The organism is Streptomyces sp. NPDC014676, from assembly GCF_043084105.1.
Taxonomy (GTDB): Bacteria; Actinomycetota; Actinomycetes; order Streptomycetales; family Streptomycetaceae; genus Streptomyces.
On the sequence record NZ_JBIBZI010000013.1, the window covers coordinates 16664 to 36419 of the forward strand.

General features: G+C 73.1%; 25 protein-coding genes. 19 read left to right on the forward strand and 6 right to left on the reverse strand.

Annotated features, from left to right (window positions below):
• The first annotated feature begins 133 nt into the window (after positions 1-133).
• The 13 genes from ACF1DX_RS29655 to ACF1DX_RS29715 all read left to right on the forward strand — a co-directional run bounded on the left by ACF1DX_RS29655 (position 134) and on the right by ACF1DX_RS29715 (position 9861).
• On the forward strand, positions 134-1744 hold the full coding sequence (locus tag ACF1DX_RS29655; RefSeq protein ID WP_391794198.1) for an FAD-dependent oxidoreductase: 1611 nt from the start codon (positions 134-136) through the stop codon (positions 1742-1744).
• Positions 1741-3588 (forward strand): transketolase, encoded by a 1848-nt coding sequence (locus tag ACF1DX_RS29660; RefSeq protein ID WP_391794199.1) that lies wholly within the window; start codon positions 1741-1743, stop codon positions 3586-3588. The genes ACF1DX_RS29655 and ACF1DX_RS29660 overlap by 4 nt, the downstream gene beginning before the upstream one ends.
• On the forward strand, positions 3585-4511 hold the full coding sequence (gene ligD, locus ACF1DX_RS29665; protein ID WP_391794200.1) for a non-homologous end-joining DNA ligase: 927 nt from the start codon (positions 3585-3587) through the stop codon (positions 4509-4511). The genes ACF1DX_RS29660 and ligD overlap by 4 nt, the downstream gene beginning before the upstream one ends.
• Before the next feature lie 108 nt (positions 4512-4619).
• Positions 4620-4991, forward strand: a complete 372-nt coding sequence (locus ACF1DX_RS29670) for a gas vesicle protein (protein WP_391794201.1) — start codon at positions 4620-4622, stop codon at positions 4989-4991.
• A gap of 46 nt (positions 4992-5037) precedes the next feature.
• Positions 5038-5472, forward strand: a complete 435-nt coding sequence (locus tag ACF1DX_RS29675; protein ID WP_030856379.1) for a gas vesicle structural protein GvpA — start codon at positions 5038-5040, stop codon at positions 5470-5472.
• Complete coding sequence (locus tag ACF1DX_RS29680; RefSeq protein WP_391794202.1) at positions 5469-6242, forward strand: GvpL/GvpF family gas vesicle protein; 774 nt, start codon at positions 5469-5471, stop codon at positions 6240-6242. The genes ACF1DX_RS29675 and ACF1DX_RS29680 overlap by 4 nt, the downstream gene beginning before the upstream one ends.
• 4 nt (positions 6243-6246) lie before the next feature.
• Positions 6247-6513: a gas vesicle protein GvpG gene (locus ACF1DX_RS29685; RefSeq protein WP_030856376.1), complete on the forward strand. Its 267-nt coding sequence runs from the start codon at positions 6247-6249 to the stop codon at positions 6511-6513.
• Positions 6510-7082, forward strand: coding sequence for a DNA primase (locus tag ACF1DX_RS29690; protein WP_391794203.1), 573 nt, complete (start codon positions 6510-6512; stop codon positions 7080-7082). Before ACF1DX_RS29685 ends, ACF1DX_RS29690 begins: the two co-directional genes overlap by 4 nt.
• The gene (locus tag ACF1DX_RS29695) at positions 7079-8233 is read left to right on the forward strand and encodes an SRPBCC family protein (protein ID WP_391794204.1); all 1155 of its coding nucleotides are present in this window, start codon (positions 7079-7081) and stop codon (positions 8231-8233) included. Before ACF1DX_RS29690 ends, ACF1DX_RS29695 begins: the two co-directional genes overlap by 4 nt.
• Positions 8230-8571, forward strand: a complete 342-nt coding sequence (locus tag ACF1DX_RS29700; protein WP_391794205.1) for a gas vesicle protein — start codon at positions 8230-8232, stop codon at positions 8569-8571. Before ACF1DX_RS29695 ends, ACF1DX_RS29700 begins: the two co-directional genes overlap by 4 nt.
• The gene (locus ACF1DX_RS29705) at positions 8568-9347 is read left to right on the forward strand and encodes a GvpL/GvpF family gas vesicle protein (RefSeq protein WP_391794206.1); all 780 of its coding nucleotides are present in this window, start codon (positions 8568-8570) and stop codon (positions 9345-9347) included. Before ACF1DX_RS29700 ends, ACF1DX_RS29705 begins: the two co-directional genes overlap by 4 nt.
• On the forward strand, positions 9344-9532 hold the full coding sequence (locus tag ACF1DX_RS29710; protein WP_073931264.1) for a gas vesicle protein: 189 nt from the start codon (positions 9344-9346) through the stop codon (positions 9530-9532). Before ACF1DX_RS29705 ends, ACF1DX_RS29710 begins: the two co-directional genes overlap by 4 nt.
• Positions 9529-9861: a gas vesicle protein K gene (locus tag ACF1DX_RS29715; RefSeq protein WP_391794207.1), complete on the forward strand. Its 333-nt coding sequence runs from the start codon at positions 9529-9531 to the stop codon at positions 9859-9861. Before ACF1DX_RS29710 ends, ACF1DX_RS29715 begins: the two co-directional genes overlap by 4 nt.
• Before the next feature lie 105 nt (positions 9862-9966).
• On the opposite strand, the gene ACF1DX_RS29720 is transcribed toward ACF1DX_RS29715, so the two are convergent.
• Together ACF1DX_RS29720 and ACF1DX_RS29725 are read right to left on the reverse strand one after the other, a co-directional pair.
• Complete coding sequence (locus tag ACF1DX_RS29720) at positions 9967-10137, reverse strand: hypothetical protein (RefSeq protein ID WP_030856366.1); 171 nt, start codon at positions 10135-10137, stop codon at positions 9967-9969.
• A 42-nt stretch (positions 10138-10179) separates the two neighbouring features.
• Entirely contained in the window at positions 10180-11001 is an 822-nt protein-coding gene (locus ACF1DX_RS29725) for a class I SAM-dependent methyltransferase (protein ID WP_391794208.1), read from the reverse strand.
• A gap of 146 nt (positions 11002-11147) precedes the next feature.
• Here ACF1DX_RS29725 and ACF1DX_RS29730 point away from each other — a divergent pair, with 146 nt between their 5' ends.
• Positions 11148-12767, forward strand: coding sequence for an ABC-F family ATP-binding cassette domain-containing protein (locus ACF1DX_RS29730; RefSeq protein WP_391794209.1), 1620 nt, complete (start codon positions 11148-11150; stop codon positions 12765-12767).
• A 6-nt stretch (positions 12768-12773) separates the two neighbouring features.
• Here ACF1DX_RS29730 and ACF1DX_RS29735 read toward each other — a convergent pair whose 3' ends face one another.
• The gene (locus tag ACF1DX_RS29735) at positions 12774-13886 is read right to left on the reverse strand and encodes a Vms1/Ankzf1 family peptidyl-tRNA hydrolase (RefSeq protein WP_391794210.1); all 1113 of its coding nucleotides are present in this window, start codon (positions 13884-13886) and stop codon (positions 12774-12776) included.
• A 62-nt stretch (positions 13887-13948) separates the two neighbouring features.
• Here ACF1DX_RS29735 and ACF1DX_RS29740 point away from each other — a divergent pair, with 62 nt between their 5' ends.
• Positions 13949-14236 (forward strand): DUF6158 family protein, encoded by a 288-nt coding sequence (locus ACF1DX_RS29740; protein ID WP_030856360.1) that lies wholly within the window; start codon positions 13949-13951, stop codon positions 14234-14236.
• Between the two features lie 60 nt (positions 14237-14296).
• Here the strand turns inward: ACF1DX_RS29740 and ACF1DX_RS29745 are convergent, their stop codons facing one another.
• The 3 genes from ACF1DX_RS29745 to ACF1DX_RS29755 form a co-directional block, all read right to left on the reverse strand.
• Positions 14297-14842, reverse strand: coding sequence for a type 1 glutamine amidotransferase domain-containing protein (locus ACF1DX_RS29745; RefSeq protein WP_391794211.1), 546 nt, complete (start codon positions 14840-14842; stop codon positions 14297-14299).
• A 30-nt stretch (positions 14843-14872) separates the two neighbouring features.
• The gene (locus ACF1DX_RS29750) at positions 14873-15298 is read right to left on the reverse strand and encodes a CBS domain-containing protein (RefSeq protein ID WP_030856357.1); all 426 of its coding nucleotides are present in this window, start codon (positions 15296-15298) and stop codon (positions 14873-14875) included.
• Between the two features lie 70 nt (positions 15299-15368).
• Positions 15369-15761 (reverse strand): DUF2795 domain-containing protein, encoded by a 393-nt coding sequence (locus tag ACF1DX_RS29755; RefSeq protein ID WP_391794212.1) that lies wholly within the window; start codon positions 15759-15761, stop codon positions 15369-15371.
• Positions 15762-15920: 159 nt separating this feature from the next.
• Between ACF1DX_RS29755 and ACF1DX_RS29760 the strand changes: the two genes are divergently transcribed.
• From ACF1DX_RS29760 to ACF1DX_RS29775, 4 genes are all read left to right on the forward strand, one after another.
• Complete coding sequence (locus ACF1DX_RS29760; RefSeq protein ID WP_391794213.1) at positions 15921-16061, forward strand: hypothetical protein; 141 nt, start codon at positions 15921-15923, stop codon at positions 16059-16061.
• A gap of 309 nt (positions 16062-16370) precedes the next feature.
• Positions 16371-17165 carry an RNA polymerase sigma factor SigF gene (locus tag ACF1DX_RS29765; protein WP_391794214.1) on the forward strand — a complete coding sequence of 265 codons (795 nt, stop codon included), beginning with the start codon at positions 16371-16373 and terminating at the stop codon, positions 17163-17165.
• Positions 17166-17306: 141 nt separating this feature from the next.
• Positions 17307-18068, forward strand: a complete 762-nt coding sequence (locus ACF1DX_RS29770; protein WP_391794215.1) for a hypothetical protein — start codon at positions 17307-17309, stop codon at positions 18066-18068.
• Positions 18069-18295: 227 nt separating this feature from the next.
• On the forward strand, positions 18296-19543 hold the full coding sequence (locus tag ACF1DX_RS29775; RefSeq protein ID WP_391794216.1) for an aminotransferase class I/II-fold pyridoxal phosphate-dependent enzyme: 1248 nt from the start codon (positions 18296-18298) through the stop codon (positions 19541-19543).
• Positions 19544-19756 lie beyond the last annotated feature (213 nt).

Here is a 19756-nt window from a genome sequence, read left to right on the forward strand (position 1 = left end):
CTCCGTGACGTGGGCGGTTCGGGTCCCGGACCGGGTACCCGGGGGGCCCGGCGGAAACCGGCGGACGTTTGGCGGACCCGGTCAGGGGGACGCGGAAGTCTCCCGACGTCCGCGACAGCGCCGGAGGCGAACCGTGAGTCGACCCCGTATTGTGATCGTCGGTGCCGGCTTCGCCGGGTACCGCACGGCCCAGACGCTCTCCAAAATGGCCCGTGGCCGCGCCGAGATCGTCCTGCTCAACCCGACCGACTACTTCCTGTACCTGCCCCTGCTGCCCCAGGTCGCCGCCGGCATCCTGGAACCCCGCCGGGTCACCGTCTCCCTCTCCGGCACGCTGCCGCACGTGAAGCTGGTGCTGGGGGAGTCCGACCGCATCGACCTCGACGCGCGGCAGGTCCACTACACCGGCCCCGAGGGCGAGGGCGGCATCCTCGACTACGACCGGCTGGTCCTCGCGGCCGGCAGTGTCAACAAGCTGCTGCCGATCCCCGGTGTCGCCGAGCACGCCCACGGCTTCCGCGGCCTGCCCGAGGCGCTGTACCTGCGCGACCACGTGACCCGGCAGGTGGAGCTCGCCGCCGCCGCGGACGATCCCAAGAACTGCGCCGCCCGCTGTACGTTCGTCGTGGTCGGTGCCGGCTACACCGGCACCGAAGTCGCCGCGCACGGGCAGCTCTTCACCGACGCGCAGGTCGCCAGGCATCCGATGCGGACCGGGATGCGGCCGCGCTGGCTGCTCCTCGACATCGCCGACCGGGTCCTGCCCGAGCTGGACGAACGCCTCTCCCGCACCGCGGACACCGTGCTGCGGGAACGGGGCGTGGACGTGCGGATGGGCACCTCCGTGAAGGAGGCCACGCACGACGGAGTACTGCTGACCGACGGGGAGTTCGTCGACACCCGCACCCTGGTGTGGTGCGTGGGCGTACGCCCCGACCCGCTCGCCGAGTCCCTCGGACTGCCCATGGAACGCGGCCGGCTGCTCGTCGACCCGCACCTGCGAGTGCCGGGCCGGCCCGAGGTGTTCGCCTGTGGGGACGCCGCCGCGGTGCCCGATTTGGAGAAGCCCGGCTCGTACACCCCGATGACCGCGCAGCACGCCTGGCGGCAGGGCAAGGTGTGCGCGCACAACGTCGCCGCGTCGTTCGGTGACGGTCGGCGGCGCGCCTACCGGCACAAGGACATGGGGTTCGTGGTGGACCTGGGCGGCGTCAAGGCCGCCGCCAATCCGCTCGGCGTGAACCTGTCCGGGCCGGCGGCGGGGGCGGTCACCCGCGGCTACCACCTCGCGGCGATGCCGGGCAACCGGGTGCGCGTCGCCGCCGACTGGTTCCTCGACGCCGTACTGCCGCGTCAGGCCGTCCAGTTGGGGCTCGTACGGTCCTGGTCGGTGCCGCTGGACACGGCGTCACCGGAGCTGGCGCGGGTGCCGGGCGAGTCGGGGCGGGGACGGCCGTCCGGGGGCGAGCCCGCGAAGAAGCAGCCCGGCGGTGAACCGGCGAAGAAGCAGCCCGGCGGTGAGCCCGCGAAGAAGCAGCCCGGCGGTGAGCCCGCGAAGAAGCAGCCCGGCGGTGAACCGGCGAAGAAGCAGCCCGGCGGTGAACCGGCGAAGAAGCAGCCCGGCGGTGAGCCCGCGAAGGGCCGGCCCGCCGTCACCCCACCCCCCGATCAGCCGCCGCCCGGTCCCGATGTCGCGCCCGGACCCGTCAAGCGCACCGACCGCTTTACCGAAGGAGACTCATGAACACCGGTGAACTCGTCGAGCTCGGGCAGCAGTTGAGGGTGGACAGTGTCCGCGCCGCGGCTGCCGCGGGCTCCGGGCACCCCACGTCGTCGATGTCCGCGGCGGACCTGATGGCCGTGCTGTTCGCCCGCCACCTCCGCTACGACTTCGAGCGTCCCGACCACCCGGGCAACGACCGCTTCGTCCTCTCCAAGGGCCACGCCTCGCCCCTGATGTACGCCACCTACAAGGCGACCGGCGCCATCGACGACGAGGAACTGCTCACCTTCCGCAAGAACGGCAGCCGCCTCGAAGGGCACCCCACCCCCCGGCGGCTTCCCTGGATCGAGACGGCCACCGGCTCGCTCGGCCAGGGGCTCCCCGTCGGCGTCGGCATCGCGCTGGCCGGGAAGCGACTCGACCACGCCGGCTACCGGGTGTGGGTGCTGTGCGGCGACAGCGAACTGGCCGAGGGCTCCGTCTGGGAGGCCGCCGAGCACGCCGCGTACGAGCACCTGGACAACCTCACGCTGATCGTGGACGTCAACCGGCTCGGGCAGCGCGGTCCCACCCGGCACGGCCACGACCTGGACGCCTACGCCCGCCGCTTCCAGGCCTTCGGCTGGCACACCGTCGAAGTGGACGGCCACGACGTGGACGCCGTCGACCGCGCCTACGGGGAGGCCCTGTCCACCCAGGGCCAGCCCACCGCGGTCCTCGCCCGCACCCTCAAGGGCAAGGGCGTCGAGGCGGTCCAGGACCGCGAGGGACTGCACGGCAAACCGCTGCCCGACGCCGAGGAGGCCATCGCCGAGCTCGGCGGCCCCCGTGACCTGCGCATCCGGGTGGAGGCGCCGTCCGCCGACGGGGCCCCGCCCGCCGGGCACACCGGCCGGCCCGACCTGCCCCGCTGGGACAAGGGCGAGGAGGTGGCCACCCGCAACGCCTTCGGCGAGGCCCTGACCGCCCTCGGCACCGCGCGCGACGACGTCGTCGCCCTCGACGGGGAGGTCGGCGACTCCACCCGCGCGGAGGCCTTCGCCAAGGAACACCCCGAGCGCTACTTCGAGTGCTACATCGCCGAGCAGCAGATGGTCGCCGCGGCGGTCGGCATGGCCGCGCGCGGCCGGCTGCCGTACGCCGCCACCTTCGCGGCCTTCCTCACCCGCGCCCACGACTTCATCCGCATGGCGTCGGTCAGCGGCTCCGGGATCAACCTCGTCGGCTCGCACGCGGGCGTCGCCATCGGCCAGGACGGCCCCAGCCAGATGGGTCTGGAGGACCTGGCGATGATGCGGGCGGTGCACGGCTCGACCGTGCTGTACCCGTGCGACGCCAACCAGACCGCGCGGCTGGTCGCCGCGATGGCCGACCTGGACGGCATCCGCTACCTGCGCACCTCGCGAGGAGCGAGCGAGGTGATCTACGGCCCCGAGGAGGAGTTCCCCGTCGGCGGCAGCAAGGTGCTGCGCTCCTCCGGCCGAGACCGGCTCACCCTCGTCGCGGCGGGCGTCACCGTGCCCGAGGCGCTGGCCGCCGCGGAGGCCCTGGAGGGGGAGGGCATCGCCGTACGGGTGATCGACCTGTACTCGGTGAAGCCGGTCGACCGGGAGACGCTGCGCACGGCCGCCGAGGAGACCGGCTGCCTGGTGACGGTGGAGGACCACCACCCGGAGGGCGGCCTCGGGGACGCGGTCGCGGAGGCCTTCGCCGACGGGAGCCCCGTACCGCGCCTGGTGCGGCTGGGGGTGCGCGAGATGCCGGGTTCGGCCTCCCCCGAGGAGCAGCTGCGCGCCGCCGGCATCGACGCCGAGTCGATCGCGGCGGCCGGCCGGCTGCTGGTGGGGGAGGCGATCGTGTCGTGAGCGACGACGGTGCGCGCACCGTACGGGCCGGCCGTCACTCGGTGGAGATCCGCAGGCCGGGAAAGGTGCTCTTCCCCGGCGGCGGGGACGCCGAGGAGTACACCAAGGGCGACCTCGTCGACTACCACCGGGCCGTCGCCCCGTTCATGCTGCCGCACCTGCGGGGCCGCCCGCTGATGCTGGACCGGCGCCCGGACGGCATCGGCGGCCCCACGTTCATGCAGAAGAACACCCCGGACGGCTACCCGGACTGGATCACCCGCGCCGAGGTCGCCAAGGAGGACGGCACCGTCACACACACCGTGTGCGACGACACCGCCACCCTCCTCTACCTCGTCGACCAGGCGAGCATCACCCTGCACCGCTGGCTGTCCCGCACCGCCCGGACCGACCACCCGGACCGGCTGGTGTTCGACCTGGACCCCTCCGGTGACGACTTCGAGACGGTGCGGGAGGCCGCGCGGCTGCTGAGGGAGCTGCTGGACGAGCTGGAACTGCCGTCCGCCCTGATGACCACCGGCTCCCGGGGCCTGCACGTCGTCGTGCCGCTGAGCGGGACCCAGGACTTCGACGACGTGCGCGCCTTCGCCCGCGAGGCCGCCGACACCCTCGCCGCCGCCCACCCCGACCGGCTCACCACCGCCGCCCGCAAGAAGGACCGCGGCGACCGGCTCTACCTCGACGTGCAGCGCAACGCCTACGCGCAGACCGCCGTCGCGCCCTACACGGTCCGCGCCCTGCCCGGCGCCCCCGTCGCCGTGCCCGTCTCCTGGGACCAGCTCGACGACCCGGACCTGCACGCCCGCCGCTGGACCGTCGCCGACGCCGTCGAGCAGGCCCGCACCGACCCCTGGGCCGGCCTGCCGGGCCGGGGTCGCTCCCTCGGACCGGCCCGCCGCCGGCTGGCCGCACTGCGGGACTGAGCGGCGCCGGCACCCCTCCGACCGGGCGCGATGCCCGGCCGCGGGGAACGGCTGAGCGCACAGAGGTTTGGCGAACACACTTGCGGCCACACGAAGGGGGAGGTGGCCATGTCGAACACGAAGAACACCGAAGAGCCACAGGGTTCACAGGAAACCCAGGACTCACAGGAATCCCACAAGTCAACGGACAACACCAGAACCACCAAACGGCCGAGTCCGATGGAGCTGCTGCGCCAGGCGCGCGGCCAGCTCGCGGAGCTCACCGGGATGGAAGCCGAGTCCGTGTCGTCCTTCGAGCAGACGGAGGAGGGCTGGGCGCTGGAGGTCGAGGTCCTCGAACTCGAGCGGGTGCCCGACACGATGAGCCTGATGGCGAGTTACCAGGTCGAGCTGGACTCCGACGGCGAGCTCACCGGGTACCGGCGCGTCCGCCGCTACGAGCGTGGGCGGGCCGACTCACATCGGCCCGGCGGCCGGTAGGCCGCCCGAGCGGACCCACACCCACAGAGAAGGAGGAAGAGTCGGCATGACAGTCGTACCGGCACAGCAGACCGGTGGTGGAGGCGGCAGCAGCGGCCTCTACGACGTGCTTGAACTTGTTCTGGACAGGGGGCTCGTCATCGACGCCTTCGTGCGCGTGTCCCTGGTCGGCATCGAAATTCTCAAGATTGACGTCCGTGTCGTCGTCGCCAGCGTCGACACCTATCTCCGTTTCGCCGAGGCGTGCAACCGCCTCGACCTGGAGGCGGGCCCCCGCAAGAGCCCGGGTCTGCCCGAGATCGTCGGTGAGGTCACCGAGTCCGGCGCCCGCGGCAAGTCCAAGGGGGCGCTGTCCGGCGCAGCCGAGACCATATCCGGTGCCTTCAAGCAGGCGCGTGAGGACGGTTCCGAGCGCGAGACCGAGTCGCGTCCGCGGGCTCGCAAGAGCACCTCGGCCCGCCGGAAGGAGGAGCAGGAGTGAGCACGTACGTCTACGGCATCACGGCGGCCTCGCACCCCGGCCTTCCCGAGGGCGTGGACGGTGTCGGCGACCCGCAGCTTCCGGTGCGCGTCCTGCGCGTGGGCGAACTGGCCGCCCTGGTCAGTGACGCCCCCGAGGGCCTGCGTCCCAAGCGCAAGGAGCTGCTCGCCCACCAGAACGTGCTCAGCGAGGCCGGCGCGGCCGGCTGTGTGCTGCCCATGCGCTTCGGCAGCGTCGCCCCGGACGACGACGCCGTCACCGGTGTCCTCGCCGAGCGCGCCGAGCACTACGCGGAGCGGCTGCGGGCCCTGGACGGCCGGGTCGAGTACAACGTCAAGGCCAACCACGTCGAGGACGCCGTCCTGCACCACGTGATGGCCGGCAATCCGGAGATCCGCGCTCTCGCGGAGGCCAACCGGAAGTCCGGCGGCGGCAGTTACGAGCAGAAGATCCAGCTCGGTGAGATGGTCGCCGCCGCCGTCAAGGCCAAGGAGGCCGAGGACGCCGTCGCGCTGGAGCGCGTCCTGGAGCCGGTCGCCGACGCGGTGAGCGTGGGCCCCGAGTCCACGGGCTGGCTCGCCAACGTGTCGTACCTGGTGAAGCGGGATTCGGCGGCGGAGTTCCTGGAAGCGGTGGACCAGGCCCGCAAGGACCTGCCCCACCTCGAAGTACGTCTGAACGGCCCCCTGCCGCCGTACAGCTTCGTCGAGCCCGGCCCGGCCGAGCCGGCGGGCACCGCGGCCGGCGGGACGGACACCGGAGCGGGGTGACGACATGGGCCTGATCTCGGAGGTCCTGCTGCTGCCGTTCGCCCCGGTGCGCGGCAGCGGCTGGGCCATCCGGCAGGTGCTGCGGGAGGCGGAGCGCATCTACTACGACCCCGCCACGATACGGGCCGAACTGGCCCGGCTGGAGGAGCGGTTGGAGGCCGGAGAGATCACGGAGGAGGAGTTCGACCGGCAGGAGGACGAACTCCTCGACCGGTTGGAGACAGCGACGCGCACCGGCGCGGGTACAGGGGACGGGACGGCACCACGATGAACCGCATGGGACTGGGCCTCGCGATCGGGGCCGGATACCTCCTCGGACGGACGAAGAAACTGAAGATGGCGGTCGCCGTCGGCGGCCTGGTGGCGGGCAAGAAGCTGAACCTCAGTCCGCGCATGGTCGCGGACCTGGTGTCCCAGCAGCTTCGGGACAACCCGCAGTTCAAGGAGATCGGCGATCAGCTCCGCGGTGAGCTGCGGGGTGTCGGCAAGGCGGCCTCCGGCGCGCTGGTCGAGCGGCAGCTCGACTCCCTCGCCGACCGGCTGCACGGCCGTACCGCCGGCATGCGGGACCGGCTGACGGGCGCCGGCCCGCGGGACGACGCCGACGCGGAACACGCCGAGGACGAGGGACGCGAGGACGCGCCGGCGGAGGACCGGGAGCAGCCGGACGAGCCGGCCTCCGAGCGGCCGGCCAGGAAGGCTCCGGCGAAGAAGGCCGTCCCCGTGAAGAAGGCGGCGGCGAAGAAGACGGCTCCGGCGAAGAAGACGGCCGCCAAGAAGACCGCGGCCGTGGCCCGCGGCGCCCGCTCCCGCACGGCGAAGGGAGGCGGTGAGCGATGACCGAGACCCTCGGACGGGCCGGCTCCGCCGCGCGTGACAGCGCGAACGGGGCGGCGAAGAACCCGCTCGCCGGCGTGGCCCACAGCGAGGCCGCCGACCGGCTCAAGGCCGAGCTGCAGGACTACCTCGCGGCCCAGGCCACCCGGCTGCTGACCGGCCTCGGCCACAAGCTCGGCGAGACCACGAACAAGCTCAACGACATCGCCGAGGGCAACAGCCCGGGCTTCGCCAAGCTCGCCCTCGACGGCGGCCGCAAGCTCGCCGAGGGCAAGAGCCCGCTGCGCAGTGCCGTCGAACTCGGTGCCTCACGGGCCAAGGACAACGTGATGGGCGCGCTCAAGGGCCTGGGCGGCGGCGGCAAGGGCAAGCGCAAGAAGTCCGCCGGCCAGAAGCCCACCGTCATCATGGAGTACATCGACGTCGGGGTCCCGCTGCGCACCGCGTACGACCAGTGGACCCAGTACCAGGACTTCAGCACCTTCGCCAAGGGCGTCAAGAGCGCCGGCAAGTCCGACGACACCACGTCGGACTGGCAGGCGAAGATCTGGTGGTCCAACCGCAGCTGGAAGGCGAAGACCACCGAGCAGGTCCCCGACGACCGCATCGCCTGGTCCTCGGAGGGCGCCAAGGGCACGACGAGGGGCGTCGTCTCCTTCCACCGCCTCGCCGACAACCTCACCCGGGTCCTGCTGGTCATCGAGTACTACCCCTCGGGCCTCTTCGAGAAGACGGGCAACATCTGGCGCGCCCAGGGCCGTCGCGCCCGGCTCGACCTGAAGCACTTCGCCCGCTTCATCACCCTCAAGGGCGAGGCCGAGGACAGCTGGCGGGGCGAGATCCGCGACGGCGAGGTCGTCCGCAGCCACGAGGACGCCCTCGCCGAGGAGGAGGACGAGACCTCCGCCGACGACCGCGAAGAGGAAGAGGAGCCCGAGGGCGAGTACGAGGACGAGCCCGAGGAGGAGTACGAGCCGGAGCCGGAGCCGGAGCCGGAGCCCGAGGACGAGTACGAAGACGAGGACAAGGACGAGGAAGAAGAGGAAGAGGAACCGGAGGAGTCCGAGGAGGACGAGTACCCGGAGGACGAGTACACGTACGAGGACGAGGACGAGGTCGAGGACGAGCGGCCCGAGAGCCGGAGCCGCGGATGACGACCCCCAGCCGGCTTCCCGAGCCGTACGGCCAGAGCAGCGGCGCCAATCTCGCCGACATCCTGGAGAGGGTGCTCGACAAGGGCGTCGTGATCGCGGGGGACATCCGCATCAACCTGCTGGACATCGAGCTCCTCACCATCAAGCTGCGCCTCGTCGTCGCCTCCGTCGACAAGGCGAAGGAGATGGGGATCGACTGGTGGGAGTCCGACCCGGCGCTCTCCTCGCGCGCCCGGCGCGACGAACTGGCCAGGGAGAACGCTGAGCTGCGGGAACGGCTGGCCCGGCTGGAGGAACTGGGGCCGGCGCCCCGCCGCGTCCAGGAGGAGGGCCCGTGACCGGACTGCGGTACGTCTACGCGGTCTGCCGCCCCTACGGCACGCCGCTCCAGGCGCAACTGACCGGAGTCGGAGGCGATCCGCCCCGGCTCCTGCCCCACCACGGCCTGGTGGCCGTCGTCAGCCACGTGCCCGAGGCGGACTTCGCGGAGGAACCGCTGCGCGCGCATCTGGAGGACCTCGACTGGCTGACCGCGGTCGCCCGCGCCCACCAGGGCGTGATCGACGCGCTCACCACCGTCACGACCCCGCTGCCGCTGCGGCTCGGCACCGTGTTCCGCGACGACAGCGGCGTACGGACCATGATGGAGGCACGCGAGGAGAGCTTCCTGCGCACCCTGGACCGGCTGGAGGGCCGGGTCGAGTGGGGCGTCAAGGTGTACGTCGAGCCGGACCGGACACCGGACGCCCCCGCCGCGCCCGCGCCGAAACCGGTGTCCGGCCGGGACTATCTGCGGCAGCGGCGGGAGCGGACGAAATCGCAGGACGATCTGTGGCAGCGCGCCGAGACGTTCGCGACCCGGCTGCACGAGACCCTGTCCGGGGCCGCCGAGGACTCCCGGCTGCACGCACCGCAGAATCCCACACTCTCCGGCGCCTCCGGGCGCAATGTGCTCAATGCCGCCTACCTCGTCCCCCGGGTGAATTCCGAGGAATTCGTGGAAAAGGTGGACCGCACGAAGGACGGCGCGCCCGGAATACGTGTCGAACTCACCGGCCCCTGGGCCGCCTATTCGTTCGCCGGTGAGGATATCGCCGAGGAGGAGGGCCCGTGACCGTCGTCGAACGCCGCGAGATAGCCCTGGTGGACCTGCTCGACCGGCTCCTGGCCGGCGGGGTCGTCATCAAAGGGGACATCACATTGCGCATCGCGGACGTCGACCTGGTCCGTATCGACCTCAACGCGCTCATCAGCTCGGTGAACGCGCGGGTCCCGTCCCCCTTCGAGGAGTCGCTGTGACGGCAGCCCCCGACGACCGGCACGTCGAGCCGCACATCGAACCGCACGGCAGCCGGAGCAGGAGCCTGGACCTGGAGCCGGACACGGTCGAACGCGACCTGATCAAGCTGGTGCTCACCGTCGTGGAGCTGCTGCGCCAGCTCATGGAGCGGCAGGCGGTGCGCCGGTTCGACGAGGGGGACCTGACCGAGGAGCAGGAGGAGCGGGTCGGGCTCACCCTGATGCTGCTCGAGGACCGCATGGCGGAGCTGCGGAACCGCTACGGACTGCGGCCCGAGGACCTGAACCTGGACCTCGGGCCGCTCGGACCGCTGCTTCCCCGGGACTGAGCCCGGCACGGCTCCCGGGACCGAGCCCGGCACAGGAAATCACCGGATCGAATTCCGGCACGAAAAATCCCCGGGACCGAGAGGTCCCGGGGATTTCCCGTCATCTCACCACCGGTACCACCGGCTCCTGCCTCCGCCCGCCGACGTACTGCGCATGAAGAACCCCAGGAGCCACACGACCAGAACCGCCAGGGCGATCCACCAGAGAACCTTTACCGCGAATCCGGCACCGAAAAGGATCAGTGCCAGCAGCAGGACCAGAAGAATGGGAACCATAATGTCTACCTCCTGACATCCTGATGTCCCGGAAAACGCGGTTCAGACGTCCTTGCGGCAGAGAATTTCGCCGTGCAGCACGCTGAACCAGCCGTCGTCCCGTTCGCCCCATTCCCGCCACGCCCCGGCCACCTCCCGCAACTGCTGCCGGGTGGCGTGGCCGCCGTCGACCGCCCGCTCGGCATAGGCCGACGCCACGGTGCGGTCCGCCCACAGGCCGCTCCACCAGGCCCGCTCCCCGGGAGTCGAGAAGGTCCAGGTGCCGGAGGTCGCGGTGACGTCCGTGAAGCCGGCGGCGAGCGCCCAGGACTTCAGCCGCCGCCCGGCGTCCGGCTCGCCGCCGTTGGCCCGGGCCACCCGCCGGTAGAGGTCCAGCCAGTCGTCCATGCCCGCCGACAGGGGGTACCAGGTCATCGCCGCGTAGTCCGAGTCCCGGACGGCGACGAACCCGCCCGGCCTGGTCACCCGCCGCATCTCGCGCAGCGCCCCCACCGGATCGCCCACGTGCTGGAGCACCTGATGGGCGTGGACCACGCAGAACGTGTCGTCCGGGAAGTCCAGCGCGTGCACGTCCCCCACCGTGAAGTCGGTGTTCGTCAGCCCCCGCTCGCCGGCCACCGCCCGGGCCTGCTCCAGGATCCCCGGCTCCCGGTCGAGACCGGTGACGTGCCCGTCGGGAACGAGTCCCGCCAGGTCCGCGGTGATGGTGCCGGGCCCGCACCCGATGTCCAGGATCCGCATGTGGGGCTCGAGCACCCCGAGGAGATACGCCGCCGAGTTCTCGGCGGTCCGCCAGGTGTGCGACCGCAGCACCGACTCGTGGTGGCCATGCGTGTAGACGGCGGTCTCCCGCGCTTCCGGCATGACGAACCCACCCCTTCCACTCTCGTAGGAGGACCCTCACGCTACGCCCGCCGGCCGCATGATGAGACCGCCGTTTCGCATCATGGACACCATTCCGCTCGAAACCCGTTTGCCCCCTGCGCCGACGGCCCCGCACAATCCCCACCATGGGTCATCTGGAAGCCGCGCACCTCGAGTACTGCCTCCCCGACGGGAGGGCGCTGCTGGGCGATGTCTCCTTCCGGGTGGGGGAGGGGGCCGTCGTGGCCCTCGTCGGACCCAACGGCGCGGGCAAGACCACCCTGCTGCGCCTCCTCGCCGGCGAGCTGAAGCCGCACGGCGGCTCCGTCACCGTCACCGGCGGCCTCGGCGTCATGCGCCAGTTCGTCGGTTCCGTACGGGACGACACGACCGTGCGCGACCTGCTGGTGTCCGTGGCGCAGCCCAGGATCCGCGAGGCCGCGCGCGCCGTCGACGCCGCCGAGCACGCGATCATGACGGTGGACGACGAGGCCGCCCAGATGGCGTACGCGCAGGCCCTCGCCGACTGGGCCGAGGCGCGCGGGTACGAGGCCGAGACGCTGTGGGACATCTGCACCACGGCCGCGCTGGGCGTGCCGTACGAGAAGGCGCAGTGGCGCGAGGTCCGCACCCTCTCCGGGGGCGAACAGAAGCGCCTGGTCCTCGAGGCGCTGCTGCGCGGCACCGACGAGGTGCTGCTGCTCGACGAGCCGGACAACTACCTCGACGTACCCGGCAAGCGCTGGCTGGAGGAACGGCTCGCCGAGACCCGCAAGACCGTCCTGTTCGTCTCCCACGACCGCGAACTCCTCGCCCGCGCCGCCCGGAAGATCGTCTCCCTGGAGCCGGGTCCCGCGGGCGCCGACGCCTGGGTGCACGGTGGCGGCTTCGCCACCTTCCACCAGGCCCGGCAGGAGCGCTTCGCCCGCTTCGAGGAGCTGCGCCGCCGCTGGGACGAGAAGCACGCCCAGCTGAAGAAGCTGGTCCTGACGCTGCGCCAGGCCGCCGAGAACAGCCCCGACATGGCGTCCCGCTACCGCGCCGCCCAGACCAGGCTGCGCAAGTTCGAGGAGGCCGGACCCCCGCCGGAGCCCCCGCGCGAACAGGACATCAGGATGCGCCTGAAGGGCGGCCGTACCGGTGTCCGCGCCGTCACCTGCGAGGGGCTCGAACTCACCGGCCTGATGAAACCCTTCGACCTGGAGGTCTTCTACGGCGAACGGGTCGCCGTGCTCGGCTCCAACGGCTCAGGCAAGTCGCACTTCCTGCGGCTGCTCGCCGGCGACGACGTGACCCACACGGGGAACTGGAGACTCGGCGCACGCGTGCTGCCCGGGCACTTCGCGCAGACCCACGCCCACCCCGAACTGCTGGGCCGCACCCTCCTGGACATCCTGTGGACCGAACACTCCCAGGACCGGGGCGCCGCCATGTCACGTCTGCGCCGCTACGAGCTGACCCAGCAGGCCGAGCAGACCTTCGACCGGCTCTCCGGCGGCCAGCAGGCCCGCTTCCAGATCCTGCTCCTGGAACTCCAGGGCGTCACGGCCCTGCTCCTCGACGAGCCGACCGACAACCTCGACCTGGAATCGGCCGAAGCCCTCCAGGAAGGCCTGGAGGGCTTCGAGGGCACGGTTCTCGCCGTCACCCACGACCGCTGGTTCGCCCGGTCCTTCGACCGCTTCCTGGTCTTCGGGAGCGACGGCCGTGTCAGGGAGACCCCCGAACCGGTGTGGGACGAACGCCGGGTGGAACGGGTGCGCTAGAGCGGCTCACTTCCAGCGCAGCAGCGCGCCCAGTCCGCCGACCGGTGCGTCGTCCGGCACGCCCGGCGCCAGGGACACCGACAGCGCGGGCGCGTCCGTCGCGACCGCCGACCGGATCAGCGCGTCGTCCGCCCGCGCCGACCAGGAGTTCTGCTCACCGAGCACCTTCAGGTCCGTACGCCGCACCGCGAGCTGGTCCGGGTCCTCACCGATCCACACCTCCCGGTGCGCGTCCGGCCCGTCCGGCCGGATCAGCAGCTCGTCGATCCGGTGCTCGCGCGCGGCCTCGACCAGCGCCGGCACACCCTCCACCGCGCTCGCGCGGCCCTCGTCGTCGGGGCTCCGGGCGGCGAGGAACCGCTCCAGTTCGGCGGCGGCACGGTCATGGATGTGCTCCGCGCGGATCCGCTCCACGTCCTCGTCGAGCAGCCGGCTGCCGGCGCCGCGCGAGGCCTCGACCACCAGGTCGTGCAGCCGCTGCGGCAGCCGCTCGCTCACGGAGCGCCGCTCCCGGTCGTCACCGACCAGGATCAGCAGATCGGCGCCGGTCTCCTCGTGACAGACGGCGAGCGCGTCGGCGATCTCCGCGGCGTTGTGCTCCCAGGTGTTCTCCACCCGTAGCTGGAAGTGGCGCTCCGACCAGTCGACGGAACCGGTCCGGTGCAGCGGCCACTGCCGCCCGGTGACACCGCCGGCGTCGTCCCGGCCGAGCGCGCTGCGCAGTTCGAAGTCCGCGCCCCTGCGGTCGACGTACGCGACGACGCACACCGGGTCCTCGCCGGCCAGCTCCAGCAGCGGCGCGACCCGGGGCAGCGGCGCCCACCGGGCCCAGTCGCGCTGCGGGGACCGGGCCAGCGGCGGGTCGAGCACCACCTCACCGTCCCGGGCGAACAGCGCGCGGCCGTGCGGTTCGGAAGAGTGCCGCAGATCCTCCAGCGCGTGGCGCACCGCCTGGCAGGTCGCCTCGTCCGCGCCCTGGCCGGCCAGCTCCCGGGCCATCGCCTGCGCCGTCAGATGCCGTTCCTGAGGGGTGTGCTCCGTGTGCCGGGAGGTGTCGACGTAGACGGAGGCCCAAGGGCCGGGACGTTCGTAGAGTGGATGCAGGAAAGCGAGTTCCATGGCTCCCTCCCGGTTGCCGTTCGGAGTAGTGCCTGTACCGGCCGGGCGGGTACCCGGACCGTATGGACACACACGACGAGCGGGGCACCACGATGACCGGAGTCGAGCCGGACCGCCTGGACGACCAGCAGCTCATGAAGGAGCTGGAGACCATCCACCGCACGCGCCACGACACACTGCTGTACGGCTCCAACGACGCGCTGCGCGCCCACAACGAGCGGATGGCGCAGCTGGAGGGCGAGTACCTGCGCCGCAATCCGCGCCGCCCGGTGGCCGCGGGCCGCACCCGCGAAGGTGCCCGGGAGCGGAGTGCCGCGGACACCACGACACCCACGACCCCGGGCACCTGATCCCGGGCCCGGGGCCCGTACGTCCCGGGCCCCGGGCCCTTACGGGGCCTGCCCGGCCTCTTATGAGGCCTGCTCGGCCCCGAACACCTCGAGGTACGTCTCGCAGAAGGCCTTCAGATCGTCCGGCTTGCGGCTGGTGACCAGTTTGTTCGGCCCGTGGTCGCAGACCTTCACCTGCTCGTCGACCCAGGTGGCGCCGGCGTTGCGGAGGTCGGTCCGCAGGCTGGGCCAGCTGGTCAGCACCCGGCCCCGGACGACGTCGGCCTCGACGAGGGTCCAGGGGGCGTGACAGATCGCGGCGACCGGCCGGCCCTGCTCGAAGAAGTCCCGCACGAACGCGACGGCCTTGTCGTCCATGCGCAGGAAGTCCGGGTTGGCCACCCCGCCCGGCAGCACAAGACCGCCGAAGGAGTCCGCCGACGTCTCGCCGACGACCTCCTGCACCGGGAAGGTGTCCGCCTTGTCGAGATGGTTGAACGCCTGGATCTTCCCGGGGCCCGTCGACACGAGCACGGCTTCGTGGCCGGCGTCCACGGCCGCCTGCCACGGCTCGGTCAGCTCCACCTGCTCGACACCCTCGGGCGCGGTCAGGAATGCGATTCGCATGATGGCACTACGTCCCTTCGTTCCGCTCGTTCAGCTCTTCCCGTCCGGTTCCGCACGGCTGATGTCGGCCAGCGCCGAGCCGGGCTCCCGCGCCTCGGCCAGATCGCCGAGACTCACCAGCCCGACCGGCAGACCGCCCTCGACCACCGGGATCCGGCGTATCGCGTGCTCCCGCATCAGGGCGACGGCCGAGGACACGGGATCGTCCGGGGCGAGCGTCAACGGGTCCGGTGTGCACACCGACCCCGCGCTCGTCCCGAGCGGATCCGCGCCCCGGGCGACCGCGCGGACCGTGATGTCGCGGTCGGTGAGCACGCCGACGACCCGCTGCCCGTCCGCCACCACCACGTCGCCGATGTTCTGGGTGCGCATCAGCTGCGCCGCCTCGACGATCGAGGCGTCCGGGCGTACGGCGACCACGCCCGGAGTCATCACGTCCTTGACGAACTCGGCCATGACCGAGGCCCTCCCTGTCGATCCCGGCCGCCGGGGCACCGCGGACCGGCCGCGGTGCCCCGGCGGGCCGTTACGCGGTCTCCGTCTCCCGGGACCGGGTCAGCGCCTCGGCCAGCTCCTGGACGCTGTTGTAACGGGCCTTGTGCGGCAGCCGCTCCAACGCCTCGATGAGGACGTCGGGCGCGTACCGCCGGTCCAGGGCGCGCATCAGCTCGCGCGGGCCCGCGGGGAACGCCCCGCGGCCCAGGATCCTGGCCAGTTCCAGCCGCACCGACTCCAGTGACGTCGGGCCGCGGCCCGGCGTCACCGGGCCGTGCGCGACCTCGGGGTCGTCGTCGGCGAACGGCTCCGGGTCGTGCCACTCCTCGGTACGGGTGGGGTGCCCGGACCGCAGCAGACCCTGCAGTTCGTGCTTCATCTCGTCGTCGCGGTGGACGCTGAGCCGGTCGCTGCCTCGCTGCATGTCTCCCTCCAGATCCTTCGGGGTGCGCACCGCGTACCCGGGGAGCGGAGGGCGACACGGGAGTTCGGGTGCCGGATCGTCACGGGCCGGGGTTTGGCCGCCGGAAGGCGGGAGACCCGCATCCCACGCCCCCCACGTGCCTCCCGGAAAGGACAGGCCATGGCGGTGCTCGCCGTGCTCATCCCGCCCCTCATGCTCGGCGTGATCCTGATGCTGGGCCGCTACGAGGATGTCGTGCTCCCGCCCGCACCGCCCGAGGCCGAACCGCCCGAACCCCGGTTGGGGAGTTTGGGACGGTGAAACGGGGGCAGGCGCACCTCCAGTGCTTCGGACAGGAGGCACGTCCGTGGAGGCGGCGTCGCGCCGCTCCGGGCGCACCTGTTCCCGACCGGAGCGCCCACCGCGGTGACCGCCCGTCCCCCAGGCCCTGTCGTCACACCCCAGCCCGACCGGCGACGCCCGGCACGCACCCTCCGGAGGGGAGCCCCCCGTCGAGGGTGCTTCGGCGCTTCACGACCGCGCGCACCGGACGTCACCGGGTCCGCCCCCCTCGGGCGGACGACGGGAACGCGACGACAGGACCCGGCCCCGAGGGAGCTGCGACGCACCATGCCGACCCGAGCGACCACGAAACACCCGCACGACGACGCCCCCGACACCGCGGCCGCCTTCCGCCGACTCGCCGCACTGCCCCCGGGCCCGGAGCGGGACGCGCTCCGTGACGAGATCGTCGAGGCCTGGCTCCCCATGGCCGACCGCCTCGCCGGACGCTTCCGCAGCCGCGGAGAGAACCTCGACGACCTGCGCCAGGTCGCCGCGCTCGGCCTGGTCAAGGCCGTCGACCGGTACGACCCCGGGCTGGGCAACGCGTTCGAGAGCTACGCCGTGCCGACCGTCACCGGCGAGATCAAACGGCACTTCCGCGACCACATGTGGACCCTGCACGTGCCGCGCCGGGTCCAGGAGCTGCGCAACCGTGTCCGGCACGCCTCCCAGGACCTGTCCCAGACCACCTCCGGCCGCCGGCCGACCGTGGCCGAGATCGCCGAGCACGCCGATCTGAGCGAGGAGGACGTCCGTACCGGACAGGAGGCGCTGGAGAGCTTCTCCGCGCTGTCCCTGGACGCCGAGCTGCCCGGCAGCGACGACGGCTGCTCGCTCGGCGACGTGCTCGGCGCGCCCGACCCGGCGCTGGACACCGTCATCGACCGCGAGGCCGTCAAGGAACGGCTGGCCGCGCTGCCCGAGCGGGAGCGGGCCATCCTCTACATGAGGTTCTTCGGCGACATGACGCAGAGCGGCATCGCCGAGGAGCTGGGCATCTCGCAGATGCACGTCTCCCGCCTGATCAGCCGCTGCTGCGGCCGGGTACGGGAGCAGGTCATGCGGGACGGGGAGGCGTAGCGCGGGCCCTTCACCCGCCCGGGTGTGTCCGGTCCCGCCAATGGTGTCCGGCGGCGGGCGGCGCGGCGGCGATGGGGCTGTGATGGCTGTGGGGCGTGACCGAACGCCGTGCCCCCGCCGTCGCTCGAAGGAGCCCGCACCATGCGCCGCACCGCCCGTGCCCTGTCCCTCGCCGCCGCCACCGGTGCCGCCCTCGTGGTGCTCGCACCGGCCGCGTCGGCGGGCACCGTTCCGGACGACGGGGCCTCCTGGGGCACCGCCTCCCCCTCGCCCTGCCCGCGGCCGGAGGGGTACGTGGGGGAACCGGACACCGCCCTCGCCCCCGCCGGGCCCGAGGCGGTCGTACCGAAGCGCACGGCGCTGGACGAATTCGAGCCCGAAGCCGAGTTCGGTGCCGGACCGGATGCCGAGTCCGGCACCGACGCCGGCACCGACGCCGAGGCCGGACCCGGCTTCGGGGCGGAGATCCCCGCTCCCCAGGAAAGCGGCCCCGTTGGGTCCGAGGCGGTCGTACCGAAGCGCACGGCGCTGGACGAATTCGAGCCCGAAGCCGAGTTCGGTGCCGGACCGGACGGCGAGTCCGACGCCGACGCCGACGCCGACGCCGACGCCGGACCCGGCTTCGGGGCGGAGATCCCCGCTCCCCAGGAAAGCGACCCCGCCGCCCCGGAGGCCGTCGAACCCAAGGCCCTGAGGCCCGGGCCCACCGGGTCCCGGCCCACCGACCCGAAAGGCACCCCCTGCCCCACCGCCCCCGCGCACCAGGGCGTCCACGCCGGCGCGGGCGGTGCCTTCACCGACTCCGTGCCCGCGCTGGCCGCCGGAGGACTGCTGATCGCGGGCGCGTTCGGCGCCGCCGCGCACCGCGTGTACCGCGACCGCACCACCCGCGCGGACGGCTGACGCCGGCCGCCCCGCGCCGCGTGCGAACGGCGCGCTCCACCCGGCACCCATGGCGCGCGGCACGCTGGGTACTGACTGGCGTGGGCCCGTCGTCCGGCCCCCGCCCGCCCGGCGACACCCGGCGCGCACTCTCTCCGTACGCGCACCGGACGGCGGGGACGTGACGACAGGACCTGGAACACGAGCCGGCGCCGGGCACGGCGCCGGGGAACCGCGTGGAGGTAGGGATGCGGCGGACGGATCCGGAAGGCCACGGCCCCGTCCGGTTCGGGCCGGCGCTCCCCGAGGACGGGCTGCCCGTCCTGCCCGAGCTGTCCGCCGTACTCGCCGCCGCGGCCTCCCGCGCCGACGCCGAACCGGTCGGCGGCGGACCCGCCCTGCTGGACGCGGCCTGCGGTTACGGCGACCGGCGCGGACTGCCCGCCGCCCCCGACCGGGTGGCCGTCGCCCCCGGTGCCCCCGCCCTGCTGGTGGCGCTGACCGCCGCCCTCGGCGGCGACGTCCTGGTGCCCCGGCCCTGCGCCGCCTGGTGGGCCCCTTACGCCCGCCTGCTCGGCCGCCCCGCCTTCCATGTGCCGACCCCGGCCGAGAGCGGCGGCGTCCCCGACCCGTACGCCCTGCTGGAGACCGTGCGCCGGCTACGGGCCGAGGGCAGCGACCCGCGCCTGCTGGTGCTCTCCGTCGCCGACGACCCCACCGCCGGCGTCACCCCGCCCGAGCTGCTGCACGAGACCCTGGAGGCCGCCGTCGGCGAGGGGCTGCACCTGGTCAGCGACGAGACCTGGCGCGACACCCTGCACGACCCGCACGGCACCGTGCTGCTCAGCCCCGCCGAGATGCTGCCCGACCGGGTCACCGTCGTCACCGACCTGGCCGGCGCCCTGCTCCCGCCGGGCTGGCCGGCGGCGGTGGCCCGCTTCCCGGCCGGCGAGGACGGGAACGCCCTCCACGCGCGCGTGCTCGACGTGCTCACCGCGCTCGACGCGCGCGTCGCCTCCCCCGTCGCCGCCGCCGCGGTGTACGCGCTGTCCGAACCCGGGCCGGTCACCGCGCGCGTCGCCGCCGCCGTACGCCTGCACGCGCGCGTGGCCGCCGCCGCGCACCACGCCGTCGTCGCCGCGGGCGCCCTCGCCCGGCCCCCCTGCTGCGGCCGGCACCTGTACGTCGACCTCACCCCCCTGGCCCCCGCGCTCCGCGCGCACGGCATCGGTGACGCCCAGGAGCTGGAGGACTTCCTCACCACCCGGCTCGGCATGCCCGCACCGGGCGGCCACCGCTTCGGCGACGACCTCGAAGCACCGCGCGTACGGCTGTCCACCGCCCCGCTGCTGGGCGACACCCCGGAACTGCGCGCGGAGGGCCTGACGTCACCCGCGCCCCTGGAACTGCCGCGGGTACGGCACGCGTTGAGCAGACTGACAGCGGTCTTCGGCGAACTCCGCGACGACGCCGGGCGAGGGGAGTCCCCCCGATGACGCGACTGCGGGCCGGCCACGCGGACGGCCGGCCCGCAGTCGCGCCCCCGCGCCCCACCCCGGACGGACTCGCCGCCTGCCCCTCGGCGCCGACGACCCCCGCCGATGACCGGCCGACGTCCCCTGCGCCCCGGAGGGGGCGGCGCACGCCGTTCGGCAGCGGGCGGGCCCGCCGCGCGAGCACCCGGGGGACCTTCCCGGCGGGCGGCTCCC

Bases quoted from the DNA above. Each gene is read 5' to 3' on its own strand.
- ACF1DX_RS29745 (WP_391794211.1), bottom strand. From the start codon at position 14,842: ATGCGAATCGCATTCCTGACCGCGCCCGAGGGTGTCGAGCAGGTGGAG.
- ACF1DX_RS29700 (WP_391794205.1), top strand. From the start codon at position 8,230: ATGACGACCCCCAGCCGGCTTCCCGAGCCGTACGGCCAGAGCAGCGGC.
- ACF1DX_RS29660 (WP_391794199.1), top strand. From the start codon at position 1,741: ATGAACACCGGTGAACTCGTCGAGCTCGGGCAGCAGTTGAGGGTGGAC.
- ACF1DX_RS29720 (WP_030856366.1), bottom strand. From the start codon at position 10,137: ATGGTTCCCATTCTTCTGGTCCTGCTGCTGGCACTGATCCTTTTCGGT.
- ACF1DX_RS29770 (WP_391794215.1), top strand. From the start codon at position 17,307: ATGCGCCGCACCGCCCGTGCCCTGTCCCTCGCCGCCGCCACCGGTGCC.
- ACF1DX_RS29685 (WP_030856376.1), top strand. From the start codon at position 6,247: ATGGGCCTGATCTCGGAGGTCCTGCTGCTGCCGTTCGCCCCGGTGCGC.
- ACF1DX_RS29725 (WP_391794208.1), bottom strand. From the start codon at position 11,001: ATGCCGGAAGCGCGGGAGACCGCCGTCTACACGCATGGCCACCACGAG.
- ACF1DX_RS29755 (WP_391794212.1), bottom strand. From the start codon at position 15,761: ATGCAGCGAGGCAGCGACCGGCTCAGCGTCCACCGCGACGACGAGATG.
- ACF1DX_RS29750 (WP_030856357.1), bottom strand. From the start codon at position 15,298: ATGGCCGAGTTCGTCAAGGACGTGATGACTCCGGGCGTGGTCGCCGTA.
- ACF1DX_RS29730 (WP_391794209.1), top strand. From the start codon at position 11,148: ATGGGTCATCTGGAAGCCGCGCACCTCGAGTACTGCCTCCCCGACGGG.
- ACF1DX_RS29760 (WP_391794213.1), top strand. From the start codon at position 15,921: ATGGCGGTGCTCGCCGTGCTCATCCCGCCCCTCATGCTCGGCGTGATC.
- ACF1DX_RS29675 (WP_030856379.1), top strand. From the start codon at position 5,038: ATGACAGTCGTACCGGCACAGCAGACCGGTGGTGGAGGCGGCAGCAGC.
- ACF1DX_RS29670 (WP_391794201.1), top strand. From the start codon at position 4,620: ATGTCGAACACGAAGAACACCGAAGAGCCACAGGGTTCACAGGAAACC.
- ACF1DX_RS29740 (WP_030856360.1), top strand. From the start codon at position 13,949: ATGGACACACACGACGAGCGGGGCACCACGATGACCGGAGTCGAGCCG.
- ACF1DX_RS29690 (WP_391794203.1), top strand. From the start codon at position 6,510: ATGAACCGCATGGGACTGGGCCTCGCGATCGGGGCCGGATACCTCCTC.
- ACF1DX_RS29735 (WP_391794210.1), bottom strand. From the start codon at position 13,886: ATGGAACTCGCTTTCCTGCATCCACTCTACGAACGTCCCGGCCCTTGG.
- ACF1DX_RS29765 (WP_391794214.1), top strand. From the start codon at position 16,371: ATGCCGACCCGAGCGACCACGAAACACCCGCACGACGACGCCCCCGAC.
- ACF1DX_RS29775 (WP_391794216.1), top strand. From the start codon at position 18,296: ATGCGGCGGACGGATCCGGAAGGCCACGGCCCCGTCCGGTTCGGGCCG.
- ACF1DX_RS29695 (WP_391794204.1), top strand. From the start codon at position 7,079: ATGACCGAGACCCTCGGACGGGCCGGCTCCGCCGCGCGTGACAGCGCG.